We start from the raw sequence: 19,015 nt of genomic DNA on the forward strand, positions 1-19,015 counted from the left end.
AAGGTGAGGTTGAGCGGCAGCTATTCTGCCCTGTATCGAGGTCGAGCGGTTAGCCGGGTTTTCCGTCCGCCCACTTGGGTGGCAGCGAAGGCTGCCATTCATCCAGCGCATCGAGCAGGTCCTGGGGCGATTCGCTCACTTGCAGCATGTCGCGATGAGGTGCACGGACGAAGCCTTCTTCGACAATGTGGTCGAGAAAACCGGTGAGCTTGCTGTAGAACCCGTTCACTTCCAGCAGGCCCAGGGGCTTGCCGTGGTAACCGAGCTGGCCCCAGGTCCAGACTTCGAACAACTCCTCCAGCGTGCCGAGGCCGCCGGGCAGGGCGATGAAGGCATCGCTGAGTTCGGCCATGCGCGCCTTGCGGGCATGCATGCCGTCCACCACTTCCAGGCGGGTCAGGCTGCTGTGGCCGATTTCCTTGTCTTTCAGGCTTTGCGGGATGATGCCGATGACCTCGCCACCGGCCGCCAGGGCCGCGTCGGCCACAATGCCCATCAGGCCCACGGCCCCGCCGCCATAGACCAACGTCAGCTTACGTTGCGCCAGCGCCCGGCCCAGGGCCTGGGCGGCTTCACGATAAACCGGGTTGGCGCCGGTACTGGCGCCGCAAAATACACAGACAGACGCAATGGTCATGCTTTACTCCGAGGTCGTTGACTGGCCCAGAGTAAAGCCTGGCCGCTGTGGTCTGCAAAGGGCTCAGTCCTCGCGCAGGGGTTTTTCGTAGGTGCCACTGGCGCCGCAGGCGTAGGCGGCGAGCAAGCTGCATAACAGGCCGTTGAAGTTCATGACCGGTACTCCAGGGGGGGATGGAGCCGATCATAGGAGGCTGCGGTTCGCTTGGCTGGTTGATTGTGTCCATCAGGCTGATAGCCTTAAGTTGTATACAATTTTTGATTCAGGTCATAGGAACTTGTCCGAAATTAGGGCAGTCTTCCCCTTTGAAGGAATTTTTAACCATGCCTTGGAGATTCATGATGTTTGCCAAACTTGTAGCAGTATCCCTGTTGACCCTGGCCAGCAGCCAACTGATGGCAGCGGAGTGCAAGACCACCATCGACTCGACCGACCAGATGTCCTTCAACACCAAGGCCATCGAAATCGACAAGAGCTGCAAGACCTTCACCGTTGAGCTGACCCACTCCGGCAATCTGCCGAAGAACGTCATGGGTCATAACTGGGTGCTGAGCAAAGAGGCCGACATGCAGCCGATCGCTACAGACGGCCTGGCTGCCGGGATCGACAAGAACTACTTGAAGGAAGGTGATGCGCGCATCATCGCCCATACCAAAATCATCGGTGCAGGCGAGAAAGACTCGGTCACCTTCGACGTGTCGAAGCTCGATGCCGCTGAAAAATACGGCTTCTTCTGCTCGTTCCCAGGCCACATCTCGATGATGAAAGGCACTGTTACCCTGAAATGATTTCTGTGGAGGCGGGCTTGCTCGCGAAAGGGGTGTGTCTGCGACATCAATGTGAATGTCCGACCGCCTTCGCGAGCAAGCTCGCTCCCACAGGACAGGCATTTGACCGTTACGGCGCGTACGGCAGTACCCGCTTGTGCTCGGTCTTGCGATAGGTCTCGCAAATGATCCGGGCCGCGTCTTCACGGATGGTCTGGCCGTGCAGGAAGGCATCAATTTCGCCGTAGGTCACACCGTGGGCCGCTTCGTCGGGCTTGCCGGGGGACAGGTCTTCGAGGTCGGCGGTGGGGACTTTTTCCACCAGCGATTCCGGAGCGCCGAAGTCCCGCGCAATCGCCCGCACCTGGTTTTTCACCAGGCCGCTCAGGGGCGCCAGGTCACAGGCACCGTCCCCGAACTTGGTGAAGAACCCCATCACGGCTTCGGCCGCATGGTCGGTGCCGATCACCAGGCCTTGCTCGGCGCCGGCGATGGTGTACTGCGCCACCATGCGCATCCGCGCCTTGGTATTGCCCAACACGAAATCCCGCGAGCCCGGCGCCTTGCCTTCGAATGCCAGGACCTCCTTGGCCAAGGCCTTGACCGCCGGACCGATGTTCACGGTGTGGCGCTCGTCCGGCTCGATGAAATCCACACAGGCCTGGGCCTCGTGTTCATCGAACTGGGTTTCGTAGGGCAGGCGCACGGCGATGAACTTGTAGGCCGGGTTACCGGTTTTCTCCCGCAACTCACGCGCAGCGCGCTGGGCCAGCAGGCCCGCGGTCAATGAGTCGACCCCGCCGCTGATGCCCAGGACGAGGGTCTTGAGCCCGGAATTGACCAGGCAGTCCTGGATGAAGCTCACCCGGCGAGCGATCTCGGCCTTCAGGGCGGCGTCATCGGCGAACGGTGGCTGGACCTTGAGCTGTTCAGCAATCTCACGCTGTACGGCTTGCATGATTTACTCCTTGCTTGATGTGTCAGAAAGGGCGGCAGGTACTTGGAAAACGTGTCGCATGTAGGCGACGAAATTCGGATCCTTGCAGTGGGTCTTGCCGGGCTCGTCGGAAATCTTGGCCACGGGTTGCCCGTCACAACTGATCATTTTAAGCACGATGCTCATGGGCTCTACACCCGGGATGTCGCAGGTCAGGTTGGTGCCAATACCGAAGCTGACATTAATGCGACCGCGCAAGGCGCGGAAAATCTCCAGGCATTTGGGCAATGTCAGACTGTCGGAGAACACCAGGGTCTTGCTCATCGGGTCGATGCCGAGCTTGTGGTAGTGGGCGATGGCCTTTTCGGCCCAGAGCACCGGGTCGCCGGAGTCATGGCGCAGGCCGTCGAACAGCTTGGCGAAGAACAGATCGAAGTCGCTCAGGAAGGCGTCCATGGTGATGCAGTCGGTCAGCGCGATCCCCAGCAGGCCGCGGTATTCACGCACCCAGCAATCGAGGGCGGCGATCTGGCTGTCGATCAACCGCGGCCCCAGTTGCTGGTGGGCCATGATCCATTCGTGGGCCATGGTGCCCAAGGGCTTCATGTCCAGTTCGCGAGACAAGTGCACGTTACTGGTGCCGACAAAGCGCCCCGGGAAGTCATGCTTGAGCACGTTCACCACTTCTTCCTGGACGCGGTAGGAAAACCGACGGCGGGTGCCGAAGTCGGCGACTTGCAGTTCGGACAATTCATCGGCGCTGGCGTTGGCACTCAGCCAGTCGAACTTGCGATACAACTGCTCCCGCGCCTGCTCCAGGACGACCTCACGGTAGCGATAGCGATTGCGCACTTCGCTGACAATGGCCAGCAACGGTACTTCGAACAGGATCACATGCAGCCATGGCCCACGCAGGCGGATAAACAACTCGCCGTTGTCGATGCCGGTGTGGACATAGCGCAGGTTGAAGCGAAACAGGCCCAGGAAGCGCAGGAAGTCCGGCTTGAGGAAGCTGATGCGCTCCAGGAAACTCAATTGATCGGCGCTCAGGCTCAGCTCGGCCAGGCGCTCGATCTGGAAGCGGATCTCCGCCAGGTATGGGCGCAGGTCTTCGCTGTTGCGGCAACGGAATTCCCATTCGACTTCGACGTTGGGGTAGTTGTGCAGCACCGCCTGCATCATCGTCAGTTTGTAGAAGTCGGTGTCGAGCAGGTTCTGCACGATGCGATCGGCAAAGACACTCTCGCTCATGGTGGGGATCTCCAGGCAGTTCGCTGCGGCGGGCAGCGACAGGCAGCGGTTTCGATGAAAGGGGTAGTGGCGCACATCGGTGGTCGGTATTGCCAGTGTTTTTTGTACGCAAGGCCATTGTGGCGAGGGAGCTTGCTCCCGCTGGACTGCGCAGCAGTCCCAAAAGAGGGGCGCTTCGCCCGAGGCGTCGGACCGTCCCAGCGGGAGCAAGCTCCCTCGCCACGGGCTTTTGTGTCGGTAGCTCCTACTGCGGTGCATCAGGGTTAGCTATCTGCTCCAGCATCCACTCCACAAACAGCTTCACCTTGGGCACTTCCGCCGAATGTTCAGGGTAGGCCAGGTAATAGGCGCTAGTGCTGGGCATCGCATGCTGCCAGGGGATGACCAGTTTGCCGTCGGCCAGTTCTTCTTCCACCAGGAATCGTGGCAACAGGGCCACGCCGCAGCCGACCTGGGCGGCGCGGATGCACATGTAGAAGGTTTCGAAGCGCGGCCCGTGGTAGCTGTGTTCGGTGTGGTAGCCCTGGCTGTCGAACCAGTCGTGCCAGGCCTGGGGGCGCGAGGCGTTTTGCAGCAGCACCAGGTCCGCCAGTTGCGTCGGGTCGCTGAACGGCTGGTCCGGCAGGCTGCCCGGCGCGCAGACCGGCACCAATTCCTCGCCAAACAGCTTGAGGGATTCGCTGCCGGGCCGTGAACCCTGGCCAAAATAGAACGCCAGGTCACTGCGCCCTTGCAGCAAGTCGTCGGCCTCCTGTTCGCTGCACAGGTCCAGATGAATCGTCGGGTGCCGCAGGCGCCAGCCTTTAAGTCGTGGCACCAGCCAGCGTGCGCCGAAGGTCGGCGGCGTGGATACTCGCAGGACTTCGGTGTCACCGCCGTAGGAGCGCAGGTAATGGGTGGACATTTCCACCTGCGTGAGGATTTTTCGTACTTCGCCCAGGTACAAATCCCCGGCCGGTGTCAGCTGCAAGCGTCGGCGCACGCGGCGGAACAGCAAGTGCTGGAGCAACTCCTCCAGTTGTGCCACCTGCTTGCTGACGGCGCTCTGGGTCAGGTTCAGCTCCTCGGCGGCACGGGTGAAGCTCAGGTGGCGGGTCACCGCTTCAAAGCATTGCAGCGCCGTGATCGAGGGCAAGTAGCGTTTATTGAGCATGATGAGGCCTTATTTCGTGTTGCTCTGCTTATTCTGGGGGCAGCATGAATAAACGGAATGATATCTCGCTTAAAGGTCGTTTGTTGGCAAGTCTCGGGACGGCTACAACTACAGGTCTGATCAGTCGTTTTCGTCCGGCTGCCAATCCTTTGTCTTTCGCTTGAGGAAATATTCCATGGTTGCTGCATTGCTTGATCGTCTGGGCGTCTCCCCGGCCCTGTACCAGAACGGCACACAACCGGTGCATTCGCCTATCGACGGCAGTCGCATTGGCGCCGTGAACTGGGAAGGCGCTGCCGAAGTCGAGCAGCAGGTCAGCCGTGCCGAGCACGCCTTCGACCTGTGGCGCCAGGTACCGGCGCCGCGCCGTGGCGAGCTGGTGCGTCAGTTCGGCGATCTGCTGCGCGAATACAAGGCCGACCTCGGCGAGCTGGTGTCGTGGGAAGCCGGCAAGATCACCCAGGAAGGCTTGGGTGAAGTGCAGGAGATGATCGACATCTGCGATTTCGCCGTCGGCCTGTCTCGCCAGTTGTACGGCCTGACCATCGCTTCCGAGCGTCCGGGCCACCACATGCGTGAGTCCTGGCATCCGCTGGGCGTGGTCGGCGTGATCAGTGCCTTCAACTTCCCGGTGGCGGTGTGGGCCTGGAACACCACGCTGGCGCTGGTCTGCGGTAACTCCGTGATCTGGAAACCGTCGGAAAAAACACCACTGACCGCCCTGGCGTGTCAGGCGCTGTTCGAGCGCGTGCTGAAGAATTTCAGCGATGCCCCGCCGTACCTGAGCCAGGTGATCATTGGCGGTCGCGATGCCGGCGAAGCGCTGGTGGACGATCCGCGCGTGGCGTTGATCAGCGCCACCGGCAGCACCCGCATGGGTCGTGAAGTGGCGCCGAAGGTCGCGGCGCGTTTCGCCCGTAGCATCCTCGAGCTGGGCGGTAACAATGCGATGATCCTGGCGCCGAGTGCGGATCTGGACATGGCCGTGCGGGCCATTTTGTTCAGCGCAGTCGGCACCGCCGGCCAGCGTTGTACCACCCTGCGCCGGTTGATTGCCCACGAGTCGGTGAAGGAAGAGATCGTCACCCGCCTCAAGGCCGCCTATTCGAAAGTGCGCATCGGCCATCCGCTGGAAGGCAACCTGGTGGGCCCGCTGATCGACAAGCACAGCTTCGAGAACATGCAGGATGCACTGGAGCAGGCCTTGAGCGAAGGCGGGCGGGTGTTCGGCGGCAAGCGCCAGCTCGAAGAGCAGTTCCCGAATGCCTATTACGTGTCGCCGGCCATCGTCGAGATGCCGGAACAGAGCGACGTCGTGCGCCACGAAACCTTCGCCCCGATCCTCTATGTGGTCGGCTACAAGGACTTTGCCGAAGCCCTGCAGCTGAACAATTCCGTCCCTCAAGGGCTGTCGTCTTGCATCTTCACCACCGACGTGCGTGAGGCCGAGCAGTTCATGTCGGCGGTGGGCAGCGACTGCGGCATCGCCAACGTCAACATCGGCCCGAGCGGCGCGGAAATCGGCGGCGCGTTCGGTGGCGAGAAGGAAACCGGCGGCGGTCGCGAATCCGGCTCCGACGCCTGGCGCGCCTACATGCGGCGCCAGACCAATACCGTGAACTATTCGCTGGAGTTGCCGTTGGCGCAGGGGATTACCTTTGATTAAGGCTTGAGCCAAGCGGCGATCCCTGTGGGAGCGGGCTTGCTCGCGAAAGCGGACGGTCATTCAACATTTATGTCGACTGACCCACCGCCTTCGCGAGCAAGCCCGCTCCCACAGTTTGAATGGTGCAATGGTTGGGTTTCTGTTGGAGTCTGGCAATGCCGTTACGCGAAGAATGTCTGTGGGAAAAACTGACGCCGCAAAGGCCTGAAAACACCTCGCTCACTGGCGAAATCACGGTCGACGTCTGCGTGATCGGCGCCGGCTTCACCGGATTGTCGGCGGCGGTGCATTTGCTGGAGCAAGGCAAGCGTGTCGCGGTGCTGGAGGCGCATCGGGCCGGTCAGGGTGGGTCGGGGCGTAACGTTGGGTTGGTGAACGCCGGCCTGTGGATCCCGCCGGATGACATCGAGGCCGGGTTCGGAGAGGCGGTGGGCAGCCAGCTCAACCGCATGTTGGGGGCCGCGCCGGCGCTGGTGTTCAGCCTCGTCGACAAATACAACATCGATTGCCAACTGCGCCGCGAAGGTACCTTGCACATGGCGCATAACGCCCGAGGCGAGGCCGACCTGCGCAGTCGGGAGGAACAATGGACGCGCCGCGGGGCCCCGGTGGAGCTGCTGACCGGCCAGGCCTGTGTCGAGGCCACCGGCACGACAAAAATCGCCGCCGCGTTGCTCGATCGACGCGCCGGTACGCTCAACCCCATGGCCTATACCAGTGGGTTGGCCAAAGCGGCCAAGGACCTTGGCGGCCAGCTGTTCGATCATTCCGCCGTGACGCGCCTGGAGCGCCAGGGCCAGCGCTGGTCGGTGCAGACCGCCCAGGGCTCGGTGCTCGCCGAGCAGGTGGTGATTGCCTCCAACGCTTACACCGAGGGCGACTGGACCGAACTGCGGCGCAATTTTTTCCCCGGCTATTACTACCAGGTTGCCTCGGCCCCGCTGACCGACGAGGCTGCCCGACGTATTTTGCCGGGCGGGCAAGGCTCGTGGGACACCCGCCAGGTGCTGAGCAGCATCCGCCGGGACAAGGACGGGCGCTTGCTGCTGGGCAGCCTGGGCAATGGCAACCGCAAGCCGACCTGGTTCCTCAAGGCCTGGGCCGACCGGGTGCAGCAGCACTATTTCCCCTACCTCAAGCCGGTGGAGTGGGAATGCACGTGGACCGGTTGCATTGCCTTCACTCCCGATCACCTCATGCGTTTGTTCGAGCCCGCTCCCGGACTGGTGGCCGTGACTGGCTACAACGGCCGCGGGGTGACCACCGGGACGGTAGTTGGAAAGGCCTTCGCCGATTACCTCTGCCACGGCGACGCCAAGGCGCTGCCGATCCCGTTCGCGCCGATGCAGCCGCTGGCCGGGGTGGGCCTGCGCAGTTGCCTGTATGAGGCGGGTTTTTCGCTGTATCACGCGGGCCAGTGCCTGCGGATCGTCATTTGAGTGTGGAAAAATGTTACCGGGACCGGCGTTTTCCAGCACAGCGGCTAGCCTGTTATGGTGCGGGCTGTAGCAGTTGCGCACCGACAGTGTGCAGTTCGGTGACGCAGGATGTTACAGCGTGGTTGCACGCTGTTTCGTGTGATAGTTGCAATGATGGCTCACGGAGGGTTTCACCCGAATAAGCGAAAGGTTGCACCTCGTGCGGTTTAGACGGTTGCACGCCCTGTGAGAAAGGGTCCGAAACAGTCGAAATAACAATAAAGCAGCGACTTTTTTCAGAATAAAAAACCGATGGCACGGCCCTTGCTCTGAGCTTCTCAGTGAAATGAAGTCGCAGTGCCAACTAAAAAAAACCTTGGAGCACCACCTCATGTCCCAGACGTTTTACAAGAAAGGCTTCCTGGCCCTCGCAGTGGCAACTGCGCTGGGTGTTTCTGCGTTTGCTCAAGCTGATGTGAAATTTGGTGTGGCGGGGCCGATGACAGGGGCCAACGCGGCATTTGGCGAGCAGTACATGAAGGGTGCCCAGGCGGCAGCCGATGTCATTAACAAGGCCGGTGGCGTCAACGGGGAAAAAATCATCCTGGTCGCCGGCGACGATGCCTGCGAGCCCAAGCAGGCCGTGGCCGTGGCCAACCGTCTGGTTGACCAGGACAAGGTGATTGGCGTGGTTGGGCACTTCTGCTCGTCCAACACCATTCCAGCCTCCGAGGTCTATGACGAGGCCGGCATTATCGCCATCACCCCGGGCTCGACCAACCCGGCGGTTACCGAGCGCGGCTTGAGCGCGATGTTCCGCATGTGCGGTCGAGACGACCAGCAAGGCATCGTGGCGGGCGACTACATTGTCGACGTGCTCAAGGGCAAGAAGGTCGCGGTGCTGCACGACAAGGACACCTACGGCCAGGGCCTGGCGGATGCCACCAAGGCTCAACTGGAAAAACGTGGTGTGAAGGCTGCGCTTTATGAAGGCCTGACCCGTGGCGAGAAAGACTTCAGCGCCGTGGTGACCAAGATCCGTGCCGCCGGTGCCGATGTGGTCTACTTCGGCGGCCTGCACCCGGAAGCCGGCCCACTGGTGCGCCAGCTGCGTGAACAAGGCCTCAAGGATGTGAAGTTCATGTCCGATGATGGCATCGTCACCGACGAACTGGTCACCACCGCCGGCGGCGCGCAATACGTCGATGGCGTGTACATGACCTTCGGCGCCGACCCGCGCCTGCTGCCGGACAGCAAGGCTGTGGTAGATGCCTTCCGTGCCCAGGGCGTCGAGCCTGAAGGCTACACCCTGTACGCCTATGCGTCGGTCCAGGCGCTGGCTGCCGGTTTCAACGGTGCCAAGTCCAACAAGGGCGAAGACGCGGCCAAATGGCTCAAGGCCAACCCGGTCCAGACCGTGATGGGCAAGAAGGAATGGGACGCCAAGGGCGACCTGAAGGTCTCCGACTACGTGGTTTACCAGTGGGACAAGGACGGCAAATACCATCAGCTGGAAAAACAGAAGTAATTTGAAGGGATGACCGCCTGTGGCGGGGGCGCTCGCGCCCTCGCCACAGAGACTGTGTTCAGCCTTCCCGACTGGCATTGGCCAGAAGGCCCGTCTGTTTTTCCCTACGAGCTGCACGCCCCTGAGTCCTCTCGTGCTCACCGGGGCGTGCAGTCTCTTACTGCGTGAGATCGCGTTATGGATGGTATTTTCCTGCAGCAACTGATCAACGGCCTGACCCTCGGGTCGGTCTATGGTCTGATCGCCATCGGCTACACAATGGTCTACGGCATCATCGGCATGATCAACTTCGCCCACGGCGAGGTTTACATGATCTCCGCGTACCTCGCGGCAATCAGTCTGGCTCTGCTGGCTTACTTCGGTATTGAATCCTTTCCGCTGATGATCCTCGGCACCCTGGTGTTCACGGTCGTGGTCACCGGGGTCTACGGTTGGGTCATCGAACGCGTCGCCTACAAACCGCTGCGCAACTCCACCCGCCTGGCACCGCTGATCAGTGCCATCGGCATTTCGCTGATCCTGCAGAACTATGCACAGATCAGCCAGGGTGCCCGCCAGCAAGGTGTGCCGACACTGCTCGAAGGTGCCATGCGCGTCGACATCGGCACCGGCTTCGTCCAGCTCACCTACACCAAGATCTTCATCCTGGTCGCCGCATTCGCCGGCATGGCCCTGCTGACCTACATCATCAAGTACACCAAGCTGGGGCGCATGTGCCGTGCTACCCAGCAAGACCGCAAGATGGCCTCCATCCTGGGGATCAACACCGACCGGGTGATTTCCTATGTGTTCGTCATCGGTGCAGCCATGGCGGCCCTGGCCGGTGTGCTGATCACCATGAACTACGGCACGTTCGACTTCTATGCCGGCTTCATCATCGGCATCAAGGCGTTCACCGCGGCGGTACTCGGCGGTATCGGCTCCCTGCCTGGGGCGATGCTGGGCGGAATCATCCTCGGGATCTCCGAGTCGCTGTTCTCCGGTCTCATCAACTCCGACTACAAAGACGTGTTCAGTTTCTCGCTGCTGGTGCTGATTCTGATTTTCCGTCCCCAAGGCCTGTTGGGTCGCCCACTCGTGGCGAAGGTATAAGTATGTCTGCTGCCAATAAACCGCTTGATATCAAACAGAGCGTCATTGACGCGATCCTGGCCGGCCTGATCTCGCTGATCGTGTTCGGGCCGATTGTCGGCGTGGTGCTCGACGGCTACAGCTTCAACCTGCAACCGGCCCGTGTCGGCTGGCTGGTGGCGATCGTGATGATCGGGCGCTTTGCCTTGAGTCTGTTCCTGCAAACGCCCAAGGGCCTGAAGGTGCTCCAGGGTTTCGAAAGCACCGGCTCCGGCGTGCATGTGCTGCCACCGGACTACAAGTCGCGCCTGCGCTGGATCATCCCGGCACTGATCGTGATCGCCATCGTGTTTCCGTTTTTCGCCAACAAATACGTGCTCACCGTGGTCATTCTCGGGCTGATCTACGTGCTGCTGGGCCTGGGCCTGAACATCGTGGTCGGCCTAGCGGGGTTGCTGGACCTGGGTTACGTGGCGTTCTATGCCATCGGTGCCTATGGCCTGGCGTTGGGTTACCAGTACCTGGGGCTGGGGTTCTGGACGGTGCTGCCATTGGCCGCCATCACCGCCGCCATGGCGGGGTGCATACTCGGCTTCCCGGTGTTGCGAATGCACGGTGACTACCTGGCGATCGTGACCCTGGGGTTTGGTGAAATCATCCGGCTGGTGCTCAACAACTGGCTGTCGTTCACCGGCGGCCCGAATGGTATGCCCGTGCCGTCGCCAACCATTTTCGGCCTGGAGTTCGGCCGCAGGGCAAAGGATGGCGGGGTGCCGTTCCATGAGTTCTTCGGCATCGACTACAACCCGAACCTGAAATTCCTGTTCATCTACATCGTGCTGTTCATCGTGGTGCTGCTGGTGCTGTACATCAAGCATCGCCTGACCCGTATGCCGGTCGGGCGTGCCTGGGAAGCCCTGCGCGAAGATGAGATCGCCTGCCGTTCCATGGGCCTGAACCACGTGCTGGTCAAGCTCTCGGCGTTCACCATCGGCGCTTCCACCGCTGGCCTGGCCGGGGTGTTCTTCGCCAGTTACCAGGGATTCGTCAACCCGTCGTCGTTCACCTTCTTCGAGTCGGCGCTGATCCTCGCGATCGTGGTACTCGGCGGCATGGGCTCGACCGTTGGCGTGGTGATCGCGGCATTCGTGCTCACCGTGGCGCCGGAACTGCTGCGCAGCTTCTCCGAATACCGCGTGCTGCTGTTCGGCGTACTGATGGTGTTGATGATGATATGGCGGCCTCGCGGCCTGATCCGCATCAGCCGTACCGGTGTGACGCCGCGTAAAGGAGTAGCGCCATGAGCGAAGTCGTACTCTCCGTCGAAAACCTGATGATGCAGTTTGGCGGCATCAAGGCCCTCAGCGACGTCAGCCTGAAGGTCAAGCGCAACTCGATCTTCGCCCTGATCGGCCCCAATGGTGCGGGCAAGACCACGGTGTTCAACTGCCTGACCGGCTTCTACAAGGCTTCGGGTGGCAAGATCGAGCTCAACGTGCGTGGCGAGCAGACCAACGTGATCAAGTTGTTGGGCGAAGCGTTTCGTCCCTCCGACTTCGTGTCGCCGAAGTCCTTCTCCAGCCGGCTGTACTACAAGATGTTTGGCGGCACCCACCTGGTGAACCGCGCCGGTTTGGCGCGCACCTTCCAGAACATTCGCCTGTTCAAGGAAATGTCGGTGCTGGAAAACCTGCTGGTGGCGCAGCACATGTGGGTCAACCGCAGCCTGGTGGCCGGCATCCTCAACACCAAGGGCTACCGCAAGGCCGAGAGCGATGCCCTGGACCACGCCTTCTACTGGCTGGAAGTGGTGGACCTGGTGGATTGCGCCAACCGCCTGGCCGGCGAGCTTTCCTACGGCCAGCAACGACGCCTGGAAATTGCCCGGGCCATGTGCACCCGTCCGCAGATCATCTGCCTGGACGAGCCGGCCGCAGGCCTCAACCCTCAGGAAACCGAAGCGCTGAGCGCGATGATCCGGCTGCTGCGTGACGAGCACGATCTGACCGTGGTGCTGATCGAACACGACATGGGCATGGTAATGAGCATTTCCGACCACATCGTGGTGCTGGACCACGGCAACGTGATCGCCGAGGGCGGTCCCGAGGCGATTCGCAACGATCCTAAAGTGATCGCGGCCTACCTGGGTGCCGATGAAGAGGAGCTGGTATGAGTGGGCCTATCCTCGAACTCAAGGAGCTGGATGTGTTCTACGGGCCGATCCAGGCCCTGAAAAAAGTCTCGATGCACATTGGGCAAGGTGAAACCGTGAGCCTGATCGGCTCCAACGGTGCTGGCAAGTCCACGTTGCTGATGTCGATCTTCGGCCAGCCGCGTGCGGCGGGCGGGCAGATCATCTACCAGGGCGTGGACATCACCCACAAATCGTCCCACTACATTGCCTCCAACGGCATTGCGCAGTCGCCGGAAGGGCGGCGGGTATTCCCCGACATGACCGTCGAGGAAAACCTGCTGATGGGCACCATTCCCATCGGTGACAAGTACGCCAGCGAGGACATGCAACGCATGTTCGAGCTGTTCCCACGGCTCAAGGAGCGGCGCAACCAGCGCGCCATGACCATGTCCGGCGGCGAGCAGCAAATGCTTGCCATTGCCCGGGCGTTGATGAGCCGGCCGAAGTTATTGCTGCTCGACGAACCGAGCCTGGGGCTGGCACCCATCGTGGTGAAACAGATCTTCTCCACCCTGCGGGAACTGGCGTCCACCGGGATGACCATCTTCCTGGTGGAACAGAACGCCAACCACGCCCTCAAGCTGTCGGACCGGGCCTATGTGATGGTCAACGGCGAAATCCGCCTGACCGGCACCGGCAAGGAGCTGCTGGCCAACGAAGAGGTGCGCAACGCGTATCTGGGCGGGCATTGAGGTTGATGCGGCAATGAAAAAACCCGGCGATTGATCGCTGGGTTTTTTTATCTCTTCCAAAACACTGCTGACCCTTTGTGGGAGCGGGCTTGCTCGCGAAGGCGGTGTGTCTGCCAGATAAATGTTGACTGATGCACCCCATTCGCGAGCAAGCCCGCTCCCACAAGGGGATTTTCTGTGTGCCGGGCAATTGTGGACAACAATCCTGAACCCTTGCCAAACCGCGACATAAAGTCGCCGCAAATAGTTGTTTTGTCACGGTTTTGACTTGTCCCCGTTTGCTGTGGAACTGGCTGTGGGTAACGTGGGTGTATCTGGCTATAAGCCTTTAAACACGAGGCTTGCAGAGCTGTGTTCATTTTTTGATCAGGTGTTTTTAGTCAAGCTTCAGCAGCGGTTGTCAACACTTTTGTGGGCAGCGCAAAGGACCTGAAAGTCGGTGGGCAAGCCTGTGGATAACTCTGTGATTAAACTCTGGAAAGACCGCGCTGAGGGCCGTGGTTGCTGGCTTGGAGCCATCGTTTCGTTGCGCTGTGGCTTATAGCAGAGAACCTGATCTGCACAACCTCGGTTGCACGGTCAAGCGAAAAAAATTTCCAAATACCTCGCAACCCTTATACACAGCGGCTTGCAGCGGTTGCACTTTGCTCCCGATTACTGTGGACGTGCCTGTGGATAAGGTGCGGGCAACCGGCTGCGGGCCACGCAGAATCAGGCCTGGCGCGAATTGGTTGTTTTATGAGCAGTCATGTGGGACGAGCCAGGCGTCGCGAGCCTTGCCCCTGACGGGGATTGCCGGGCATGCTGTGGACCGATTTCTATCAGCGGCGAAAGCCCAAGCAAGGAGAACACGATGTCCAATACCCTGTTTATCACCGGCGCGACCTCCGGTTTTGGTGAAGCCTGCGCCCGTCGTTTCGCCGAGGCCGGTTGGAAACTGGTGCTGACCGGTCGTCGTGAAGAACGCCTCAATGCGCTGTGTGCCGAGTTGTCGAAGCAGACTGAAGTCCATGGGCTGGTACTGGACGTGCGTGACCGCAAGGCCATGGAAGAGGCTATCGCCAATCTGCCACCGTCGTTCGCCAAGTTGCGCGGATTGATCAACAACGCGGGACTGGCACTGGGCGTTGACCCGGCGCCCAAGTGCGACCTCGATGACTGGGACACCATGGTCGACACCAACGTGAAGGGGCTGATCTACAGCACTCGCCTGCTGTTGCCGCGCCTGATTGCCCATGGCCGTGGCGCCGGCATCATCAACCTGGGTTCAATCGCCGGTAACTACCCGTACCCGGGCAGCCACGTGTATGGCGCGAGCAAGGCGTTCGTCAAACAGTTCTCCCTGAACCTGCGCTGCGACCTGCAAGGCACGGGCGTGCGGGTCAGCAACATCGAGCCGGGCCTGTGCGAGAGTGAGTTCTCCCTGGTGCGCTTTGGCGGCGATCAGGAACGCTACAACGCGACCTACGCCGGCGCCGAGCCGATCCAGCCGCAGGACATCGCCGATACCATTTTCTGGGTACTCAACGCCCCGGCGCACATCAACATCAACAGCCTGGAACTGATGCCGGTGAGCCAGACCTGGGCCGGGTTTGCGATTGAGCGTAACAAGGCCTGACCGCTGAGTTGGGTTGGGGCTGTTGATGGACACCTGTGGCGAGGGAGCTTGCTGTGGCGAGGGAGCTTGCTCCCGCTTGGACTGCGAAGCAGGCCCAGGATTTGCGACTGCTTCGCAGCCGAGCGGGAGCAAGCTCCCTCGCCACAAAGCATTACGCCAGGCAGTCGGCCAGCCCGAGATAGCAGGTCATGAGGTGGTAGGGCGTGGTGGACGGCATGTCCCGCCGGCTGACGATGCCATCGGCATCCAGGCATTCGTTCCAACCCTTGGCATGCAGGAAGTGCTGTTGCAGGGCTCGCAATTGCGCCAGCAAAACCTGCGGGCCGTCCGGACGTAAAGTCAGTGCGCGCAGGTATTCGGCCTGGGCCCAGATGCGCTGGGTCGCGTCCCGCGGGGCGGCATGCGGCTCCAGGCTCAGCATCGCGCAAACGGCGCCGGACTCCCGGTCTACGCCGCGCTGCTCGGTGTATTCGAAGCTGTGCTCAAGGGCCATGCGCAGCTTGCCGTCGCGCAACAAGGGCGACGATACGAGTAAGTAGTACCACTCGAACTGGTGCCCGGGCTCGAACCAGTTATCCACAGCCTTGAGCGGTTTTTCCATCATCACGCCCAGGGCTGGGTCGGTGAAACACTTGAACATCGCGTCGCACAGGCTCAGCAATGCCTGGCGAACGTTGGCGTCTTCGCGTACCGAAAGGACGACGAGGAACGCTTCCGCCAGGTGCATCAATGGATTTTGCAGTGGGCCGGATTCGACGGTCGACCAATCGCGCTTGAGGCTGGCTTCGTAGAGACCGTCACCCGTGGCGAAGCGCCGGGCGATGACTTCCAGTGCGGCGTTGAGCACCGACTCCACCAGCGGTTCGCGGACCTTGTCCCAGTAATGGGCGCAGGCGAACAGGATAAAGGCATGGGTGTAGAGGTCTTTGCTGGTGTCCAGTGGCACGCCTTGCGGGTCGATGCTGTAGAACCAGCCGCCATGTTCGGCATCGTGGAAGTGCCGCTGCAGTGAACGAAAGAGCGCTGCGGCCCGTTCTTCGGCTTGCGGCACCTCGCCAATCAGGCTGGCGAACACATACAACTGCCGTGCGCAGGCCATGGCGCGGTAACGTTGTGGCGGCAGGGGCGTGTGGTCGGCATCCAGGGATTCATAGGGTAATGCCAGTTCACCGTTCCAGCCTGGGCCTTGCCACATCGGCACGATCACCTCATGAAAATGCCGGCGCACCGCTGCGAACAGCATGGTCAATTCAGGCGAGGGAGCGGGGCGGGAGGCATCAGGCATGGGCGGCGTTCGTCACGGCTGGAGGGGCGATTGCGCGACATGGTAGCAGAGTCAGGCCCGGGGAGATGAGGTGGCTGTCAGGCCCCCTTCGCGAGCAAGCCCGCTCCCACAGGGTGCGGTGTACGCCGATCAACTGTGGGAGCGGGCTTGCTCGCGAAGGGGCCTTTGAAGGCGCTAAAGAATCAGCCCGCCAGCAACCAAACCCCAGCCGCCGCCGAAGCTGCCCCGGCCAATCGAACCAACGGCGCAGCCGCTCGTGGCAATACCCGCACCAGGGCGAAACCGGCGCCATGCAGCGCCGCCGTGGCTGCGACGAACCCTGTCGCGTAGGCCCAGGGGCTCGACATGTCTGGCAACTCCAGGCCATGGGCCACACCGTGGAACAACGCAAACACGGCAGTGGCGCCGACCGCCAGGCTCAACGGCGGACGCACCGCCAGTGCCACCGCCAGGCCCAGGGCCAGTACCGAAGCGGCGATTCCACTTTCCATAGCCGGCAGCTCCAGGCCTTCAAAACCCAGCAAGCCGCCGATCAACATCGTGCCAACGAAGGTGCATGGCAGCGCCCAGCGCGCCGCGCCTTGTTGCTGCGCGGCCCACAAGCCGACCGCCAGCATCGCCAGCAAGTGATCCAGGCCACTGATGGGGTGTCCGAGGCCGGCCATCAGGCCATTGTCGCCATGGCCCGGGTGGGCGAAGGCCATGGCCGGGGTCAGCAGCAGCGCGAGGGCGCCGAGGATGCGTTTGAATGTCATGAAGTGGCTTCCTTGTTGAAAAGTCGAAAAATCAGGCCGCGGTCAGCAGGCCCTGGCGTTCGATGAAGGCAATGATCTCGTCCAGGCCCTGGCCGGTTTTCTGGTTGCTGAACACGAACGGCTTGCCGTTGCGCATCCGTCGGGTATCGCCGTCCATCATTTCCAGGGACGCGCCCACCAGCGGCGCCAGGTCGATCTTGTTGATCACCAGCAGGTCGGACTTGCAGATACCCGGCCCGCCCTTGCGCGGCAGCTTGTCGCCGGCCGAGACGTCGATCACGTAGAGGGTCAGGTCCGACAGCTCCGGGCTGAAAGTCGCCGACAAGTTGTCGCCCCCCGACTCCACCAGGATCAGGTCCAGGCCCGGAAAGCGCCGGTTCAACTGGTCCACCGCCTCGAGGTTGATCGAGGCGTCCTCGCGGATGGCGGTGTGCGGGCAACCGCCGGTTTCCACGCCGATGATCCGCTCCGGTGCCAGGGCCTCGTTGCGCACCAGGAAATCGGCGTCTTCGCGGGTGTAGATGTCGTTGGTGACCACCGCCAGGTTGTAGCGATCACGCAGGGCCAGGCATAGGGCCAGGGTCAGGGCGGTCTTGCCGGAACCCACCGGGCCGCCAATGCCGACGCGCAGAGGTTGTGTATTCAAGATGTGTCTCCTAGGAACGGAACAGACGGCTGTACTGGCGCTCATGGGCCATGCACGCCAGGGACAGGCCAAACGCGGCGCTGCCGTAGTGATCGGGCTCGATGTTCGAGGCGTGCTGCTGGGCCTGTTGCAGCAGCGGCAGCAGTTCGCTGGTCAGGCGCTGGGCGGCCTGCTGGCCCAGCGGCAGGGTTTTCATCAGCACTGCAAGTTGGTTTTCCAGCCAGCTCCACAGCCAGGCGGCGAGGGCGTCCTGGGGGGCGATGCGCCAGGCGCGGGCGGCCAGGGCCCAGCACAAGGCCAGGTGCGGTTCGCTGTGTAATTCAAGAAAGCGCTGGGCAGCGACGTCCAGTTCTGGCAAGCCGTTGAGCAGCTGTTGCAGCGAATAGCCCATCTGCCGGCTCTCCTGGTACAGCTCGCGAGTCTCCCGGCTGGCGCGGTGTGCCTGGCAGTGTTGCGCCAGGGCGTCCCAGTCATCGGCGGCCGCTGCGGTGCAATGCGCCAGCAGCAACGGCGCCTCGAAGCGTGCCAGGTTCAGCAGCAATTGATCGCTGATCCAGCGCCGGGCGTCGTCGCAGGTTTTGACCTGACCGTTGTCCACCGCCATTTCCAGGCCTTGGGAATAGCTGTAGCCGCCAATCGGCAATTGCGGGCTGGCCAGACGCAAAAGCGCCCAGGCCGGGTTCATGTGCGCACGCCGAACTGATGCAGGCGCGGCGCATAGTTGAAATCTTCGTCGCCGTGCCGGGAGTGGTGGTGACCGCCACCATACGCGCCGTGTTCCGGCTGGAACGGGGCTTCGATGGCTTCGGCGACGGCGCCCAATTGTTCGAGCATTGCCTTGAGCACGTAGTCGTCCAGCAGGCGCAACCAGCCATCGCCCACTTGCAGGGCAACATGGCGATTGCCCAGGTGGTAGGCGGCGCGGGTCAGTTCGAAGGCGTTGGCGCAGGTGACGTGCAGCAATTGTTCGGGGCGCGCACAGACCCGCACGATGCGCCCGTCCTCGGCTTGCAGGCATTCGCCGTCGTACAGCGGCGACTGGCCTCGCTCCAGGAACAACCCGACATCTTCACCCTCGGCACTGAAACAGCGCAGGCGGCTTTTACTACGGGCATCAAAGGTCAGCTGCAGTTCGGCATCCCAGCGGGGTTGAGCGTCGATTCTGCGGTGAATCACCAGCATCGGAGTGCTTCCAGCAATGAACGGTGCTGTGTTTAGAGCAAGGGGCTTGCCAATTGACTGGGCTGTAGGAAACGGAGGGGGAACAGGGGCAGGAGCTGTTCTGGGTGGGCTTTTTTGGTGCGCTATTTATGATTGCGCACCATTTTGCAGCTCTGGGCTTTTGTGGGAGCGGGCTTGCTCGCGAAAGCGATTTTCCAGTCACCGTTGCATTGACT

General features: G+C 61.6%; 18 protein-coding genes. 9 read left to right on the top strand and 9 right to left on the bottom strand.

The window, feature by feature from the left end; all coding sequences use genetic code 11:
- Window positions 1-49 precede the first annotated feature (49 nt).
- The gene (locus RGM2987_RS18015; protein ID WP_245143820.1) at window positions 50-637 is read right to left on the bottom strand and encodes a TIGR00730 family Rossman fold protein; all 588 of its coding nucleotides are present in this window, start codon (window positions 635-637) and stop codon (window positions 50-52) included.
- 341 nt (window positions 638-978) lie between these two features.
- On the opposite strand from RGM2987_RS18015, the gene azu reads away from it, so the two are divergent.
- Window positions 979-1,425: an azurin gene (gene azu / locus RGM2987_RS18020; protein WP_245143867.1), complete on the top strand. Its 447-nt coding sequence runs from the start codon at window positions 979-981 to the stop codon at window positions 1,423-1,425.
- Between the two features lie 109 nt (window positions 1,426-1,534).
- Here the strand turns inward: azu and nadE are convergent, their stop codons facing one another.
- The 3 genes from nadE to RGM2987_RS18035 form a co-directional block, all read right to left on the bottom strand.
- Complete coding sequence (gene nadE, locus RGM2987_RS18025) at window positions 1,535-2,362, bottom strand: ammonia-dependent NAD(+) synthetase (RefSeq protein ID WP_245143823.1); 828 nt, start codon at window positions 2,360-2,362, stop codon at window positions 1,535-1,537.
- A gap of 3 nt (window positions 2,363-2,365) precedes the next feature.
- The gene (gene pncB, locus RGM2987_RS18030) at window positions 2,366-3,592 is read right to left on the bottom strand and encodes a nicotinate phosphoribosyltransferase (protein ID WP_245143825.1); all 1,227 of its coding nucleotides are present in this window, start codon (window positions 3,590-3,592) and stop codon (window positions 2,366-2,368) included.
- A 244-nt stretch (window positions 3,593-3,836) separates the two neighbouring features.
- On the bottom strand, window positions 3,837-4,745 hold the full coding sequence (locus RGM2987_RS18035) for a LysR family transcriptional regulator (protein ID WP_245143827.1): 909 nt from the start codon (window positions 4,743-4,745) through the stop codon (window positions 3,837-3,839).
- Between the two features lie 175 nt (window positions 4,746-4,920).
- Between RGM2987_RS18035 and RGM2987_RS18040 the strand changes: the two genes are divergently transcribed.
- From RGM2987_RS18040 to RGM2987_RS18075, 8 genes are all read left to right on the top strand, one after another.
- Window positions 4,921-6,411 carry an aldehyde dehydrogenase family protein gene (locus RGM2987_RS18040; RefSeq protein ID WP_245143829.1) on the top strand — a complete coding sequence of 497 codons (1,491 nt, stop codon included), beginning with the start codon at window positions 4,921-4,923 and terminating at the stop codon, window positions 6,409-6,411.
- 155 nt (window positions 6,412-6,566) lie between these two features.
- Window positions 6,567-7,850, top strand: coding sequence for an FAD-binding oxidoreductase (locus RGM2987_RS18045; protein WP_245143832.1), 1,284 nt, complete (start codon window positions 6,567-6,569; stop codon window positions 7,848-7,850).
- Between the two features lie 370 nt (window positions 7,851-8,220).
- Window positions 8,221-9,357, top strand: a complete 1,137-nt coding sequence (locus tag RGM2987_RS18050) for an ABC transporter substrate-binding protein (RefSeq protein ID WP_245143834.1) — start codon at window positions 8,221-8,223, stop codon at window positions 9,355-9,357.
- Between the two features lie 177 nt (window positions 9,358-9,534).
- On the top strand, window positions 9,535-10,449 hold the full coding sequence (locus tag RGM2987_RS18055; RefSeq protein WP_245143836.1) for a branched-chain amino acid ABC transporter permease LivH: 915 nt from the start codon (window positions 9,535-9,537) through the stop codon (window positions 10,447-10,449).
- 2 nt (window positions 10,450-10,451) lie between these two features.
- Window positions 10,452-11,732, top strand: coding sequence for a high-affinity branched-chain amino acid ABC transporter permease LivM (gene livM, locus RGM2987_RS18060; protein WP_245143838.1), 1,281 nt, complete (start codon window positions 10,452-10,454; stop codon window positions 11,730-11,732).
- A complete protein-coding gene (locus RGM2987_RS18065) occupies window positions 11,729-12,601 on the top strand; it encodes an ATP-binding cassette domain-containing protein (protein WP_245143841.1) in 873 nt (290 codons plus the stop codon). The genes livM and RGM2987_RS18065 overlap by 4 nt, the downstream gene beginning before the upstream one ends.
- The gene (locus RGM2987_RS18070) at window positions 12,598-13,314 is read left to right on the top strand and encodes an ABC transporter ATP-binding protein (protein WP_245143843.1); all 717 of its coding nucleotides are present in this window, start codon (window positions 12,598-12,600) and stop codon (window positions 13,312-13,314) included. The genes RGM2987_RS18065 and RGM2987_RS18070 overlap by 4 nt, the downstream gene beginning before the upstream one ends.
- Before the next feature lie 853 nt (window positions 13,315-14,167).
- Window positions 14,168-14,932 carry an SDR family oxidoreductase gene (locus RGM2987_RS18075; protein ID WP_245143845.1) on the top strand — a complete coding sequence of 255 codons (765 nt, stop codon included), beginning with the start codon at window positions 14,168-14,170 and terminating at the stop codon, window positions 14,930-14,932.
- A 151-nt stretch (window positions 14,933-15,083) separates the two neighbouring features.
- Here RGM2987_RS18075 and RGM2987_RS18080 read toward each other — a convergent pair whose 3' ends face one another.
- The 5 genes from RGM2987_RS18080 to ureE form a co-directional block, all read right to left on the bottom strand.
- Entirely contained in the window at window positions 15,084-16,217 is a 1,134-nt protein-coding gene (locus tag RGM2987_RS18080) for an AGE family epimerase/isomerase (RefSeq protein ID WP_245143847.1), read from the bottom strand.
- Window positions 16,218-16,399: 182 nt separating this feature from the next.
- The gene (locus RGM2987_RS18085) at window positions 16,400-16,972 is read right to left on the bottom strand and encodes a HupE/UreJ family protein (protein ID WP_245143850.1); all 573 of its coding nucleotides are present in this window, start codon (window positions 16,970-16,972) and stop codon (window positions 16,400-16,402) included.
- A gap of 31 nt (window positions 16,973-17,003) precedes the next feature.
- Complete coding sequence (gene ureG, locus RGM2987_RS18090) at window positions 17,004-17,618, bottom strand: urease accessory protein UreG (RefSeq protein ID WP_245143853.1); 615 nt, start codon at window positions 17,616-17,618, stop codon at window positions 17,004-17,006.
- A 10-nt stretch (window positions 17,619-17,628) separates the two neighbouring features.
- Entirely contained in the window at window positions 17,629-18,303 is a 675-nt protein-coding gene (locus RGM2987_RS18095; RefSeq protein ID WP_245143855.1) for an urease accessory UreF family protein, read from the bottom strand.
- On the bottom strand, window positions 18,300-18,800 hold the full coding sequence (gene ureE, locus RGM2987_RS18100; RefSeq protein ID WP_245143857.1) for an urease accessory protein UreE: 501 nt from the start codon (window positions 18,798-18,800) through the stop codon (window positions 18,300-18,302). The genes RGM2987_RS18095 and ureE overlap by 4 nt, the downstream gene beginning before the upstream one ends.
- Window positions 18,801-19,015 lie beyond the last annotated feature (215 nt).

This window comes from Pseudomonas sp. RGM2987 (assembly GCF_022952855.1).
GTDB lineage: Bacteria > Pseudomonadota > Gammaproteobacteria > Pseudomonadales > Pseudomonadaceae > Aquipseudomonas.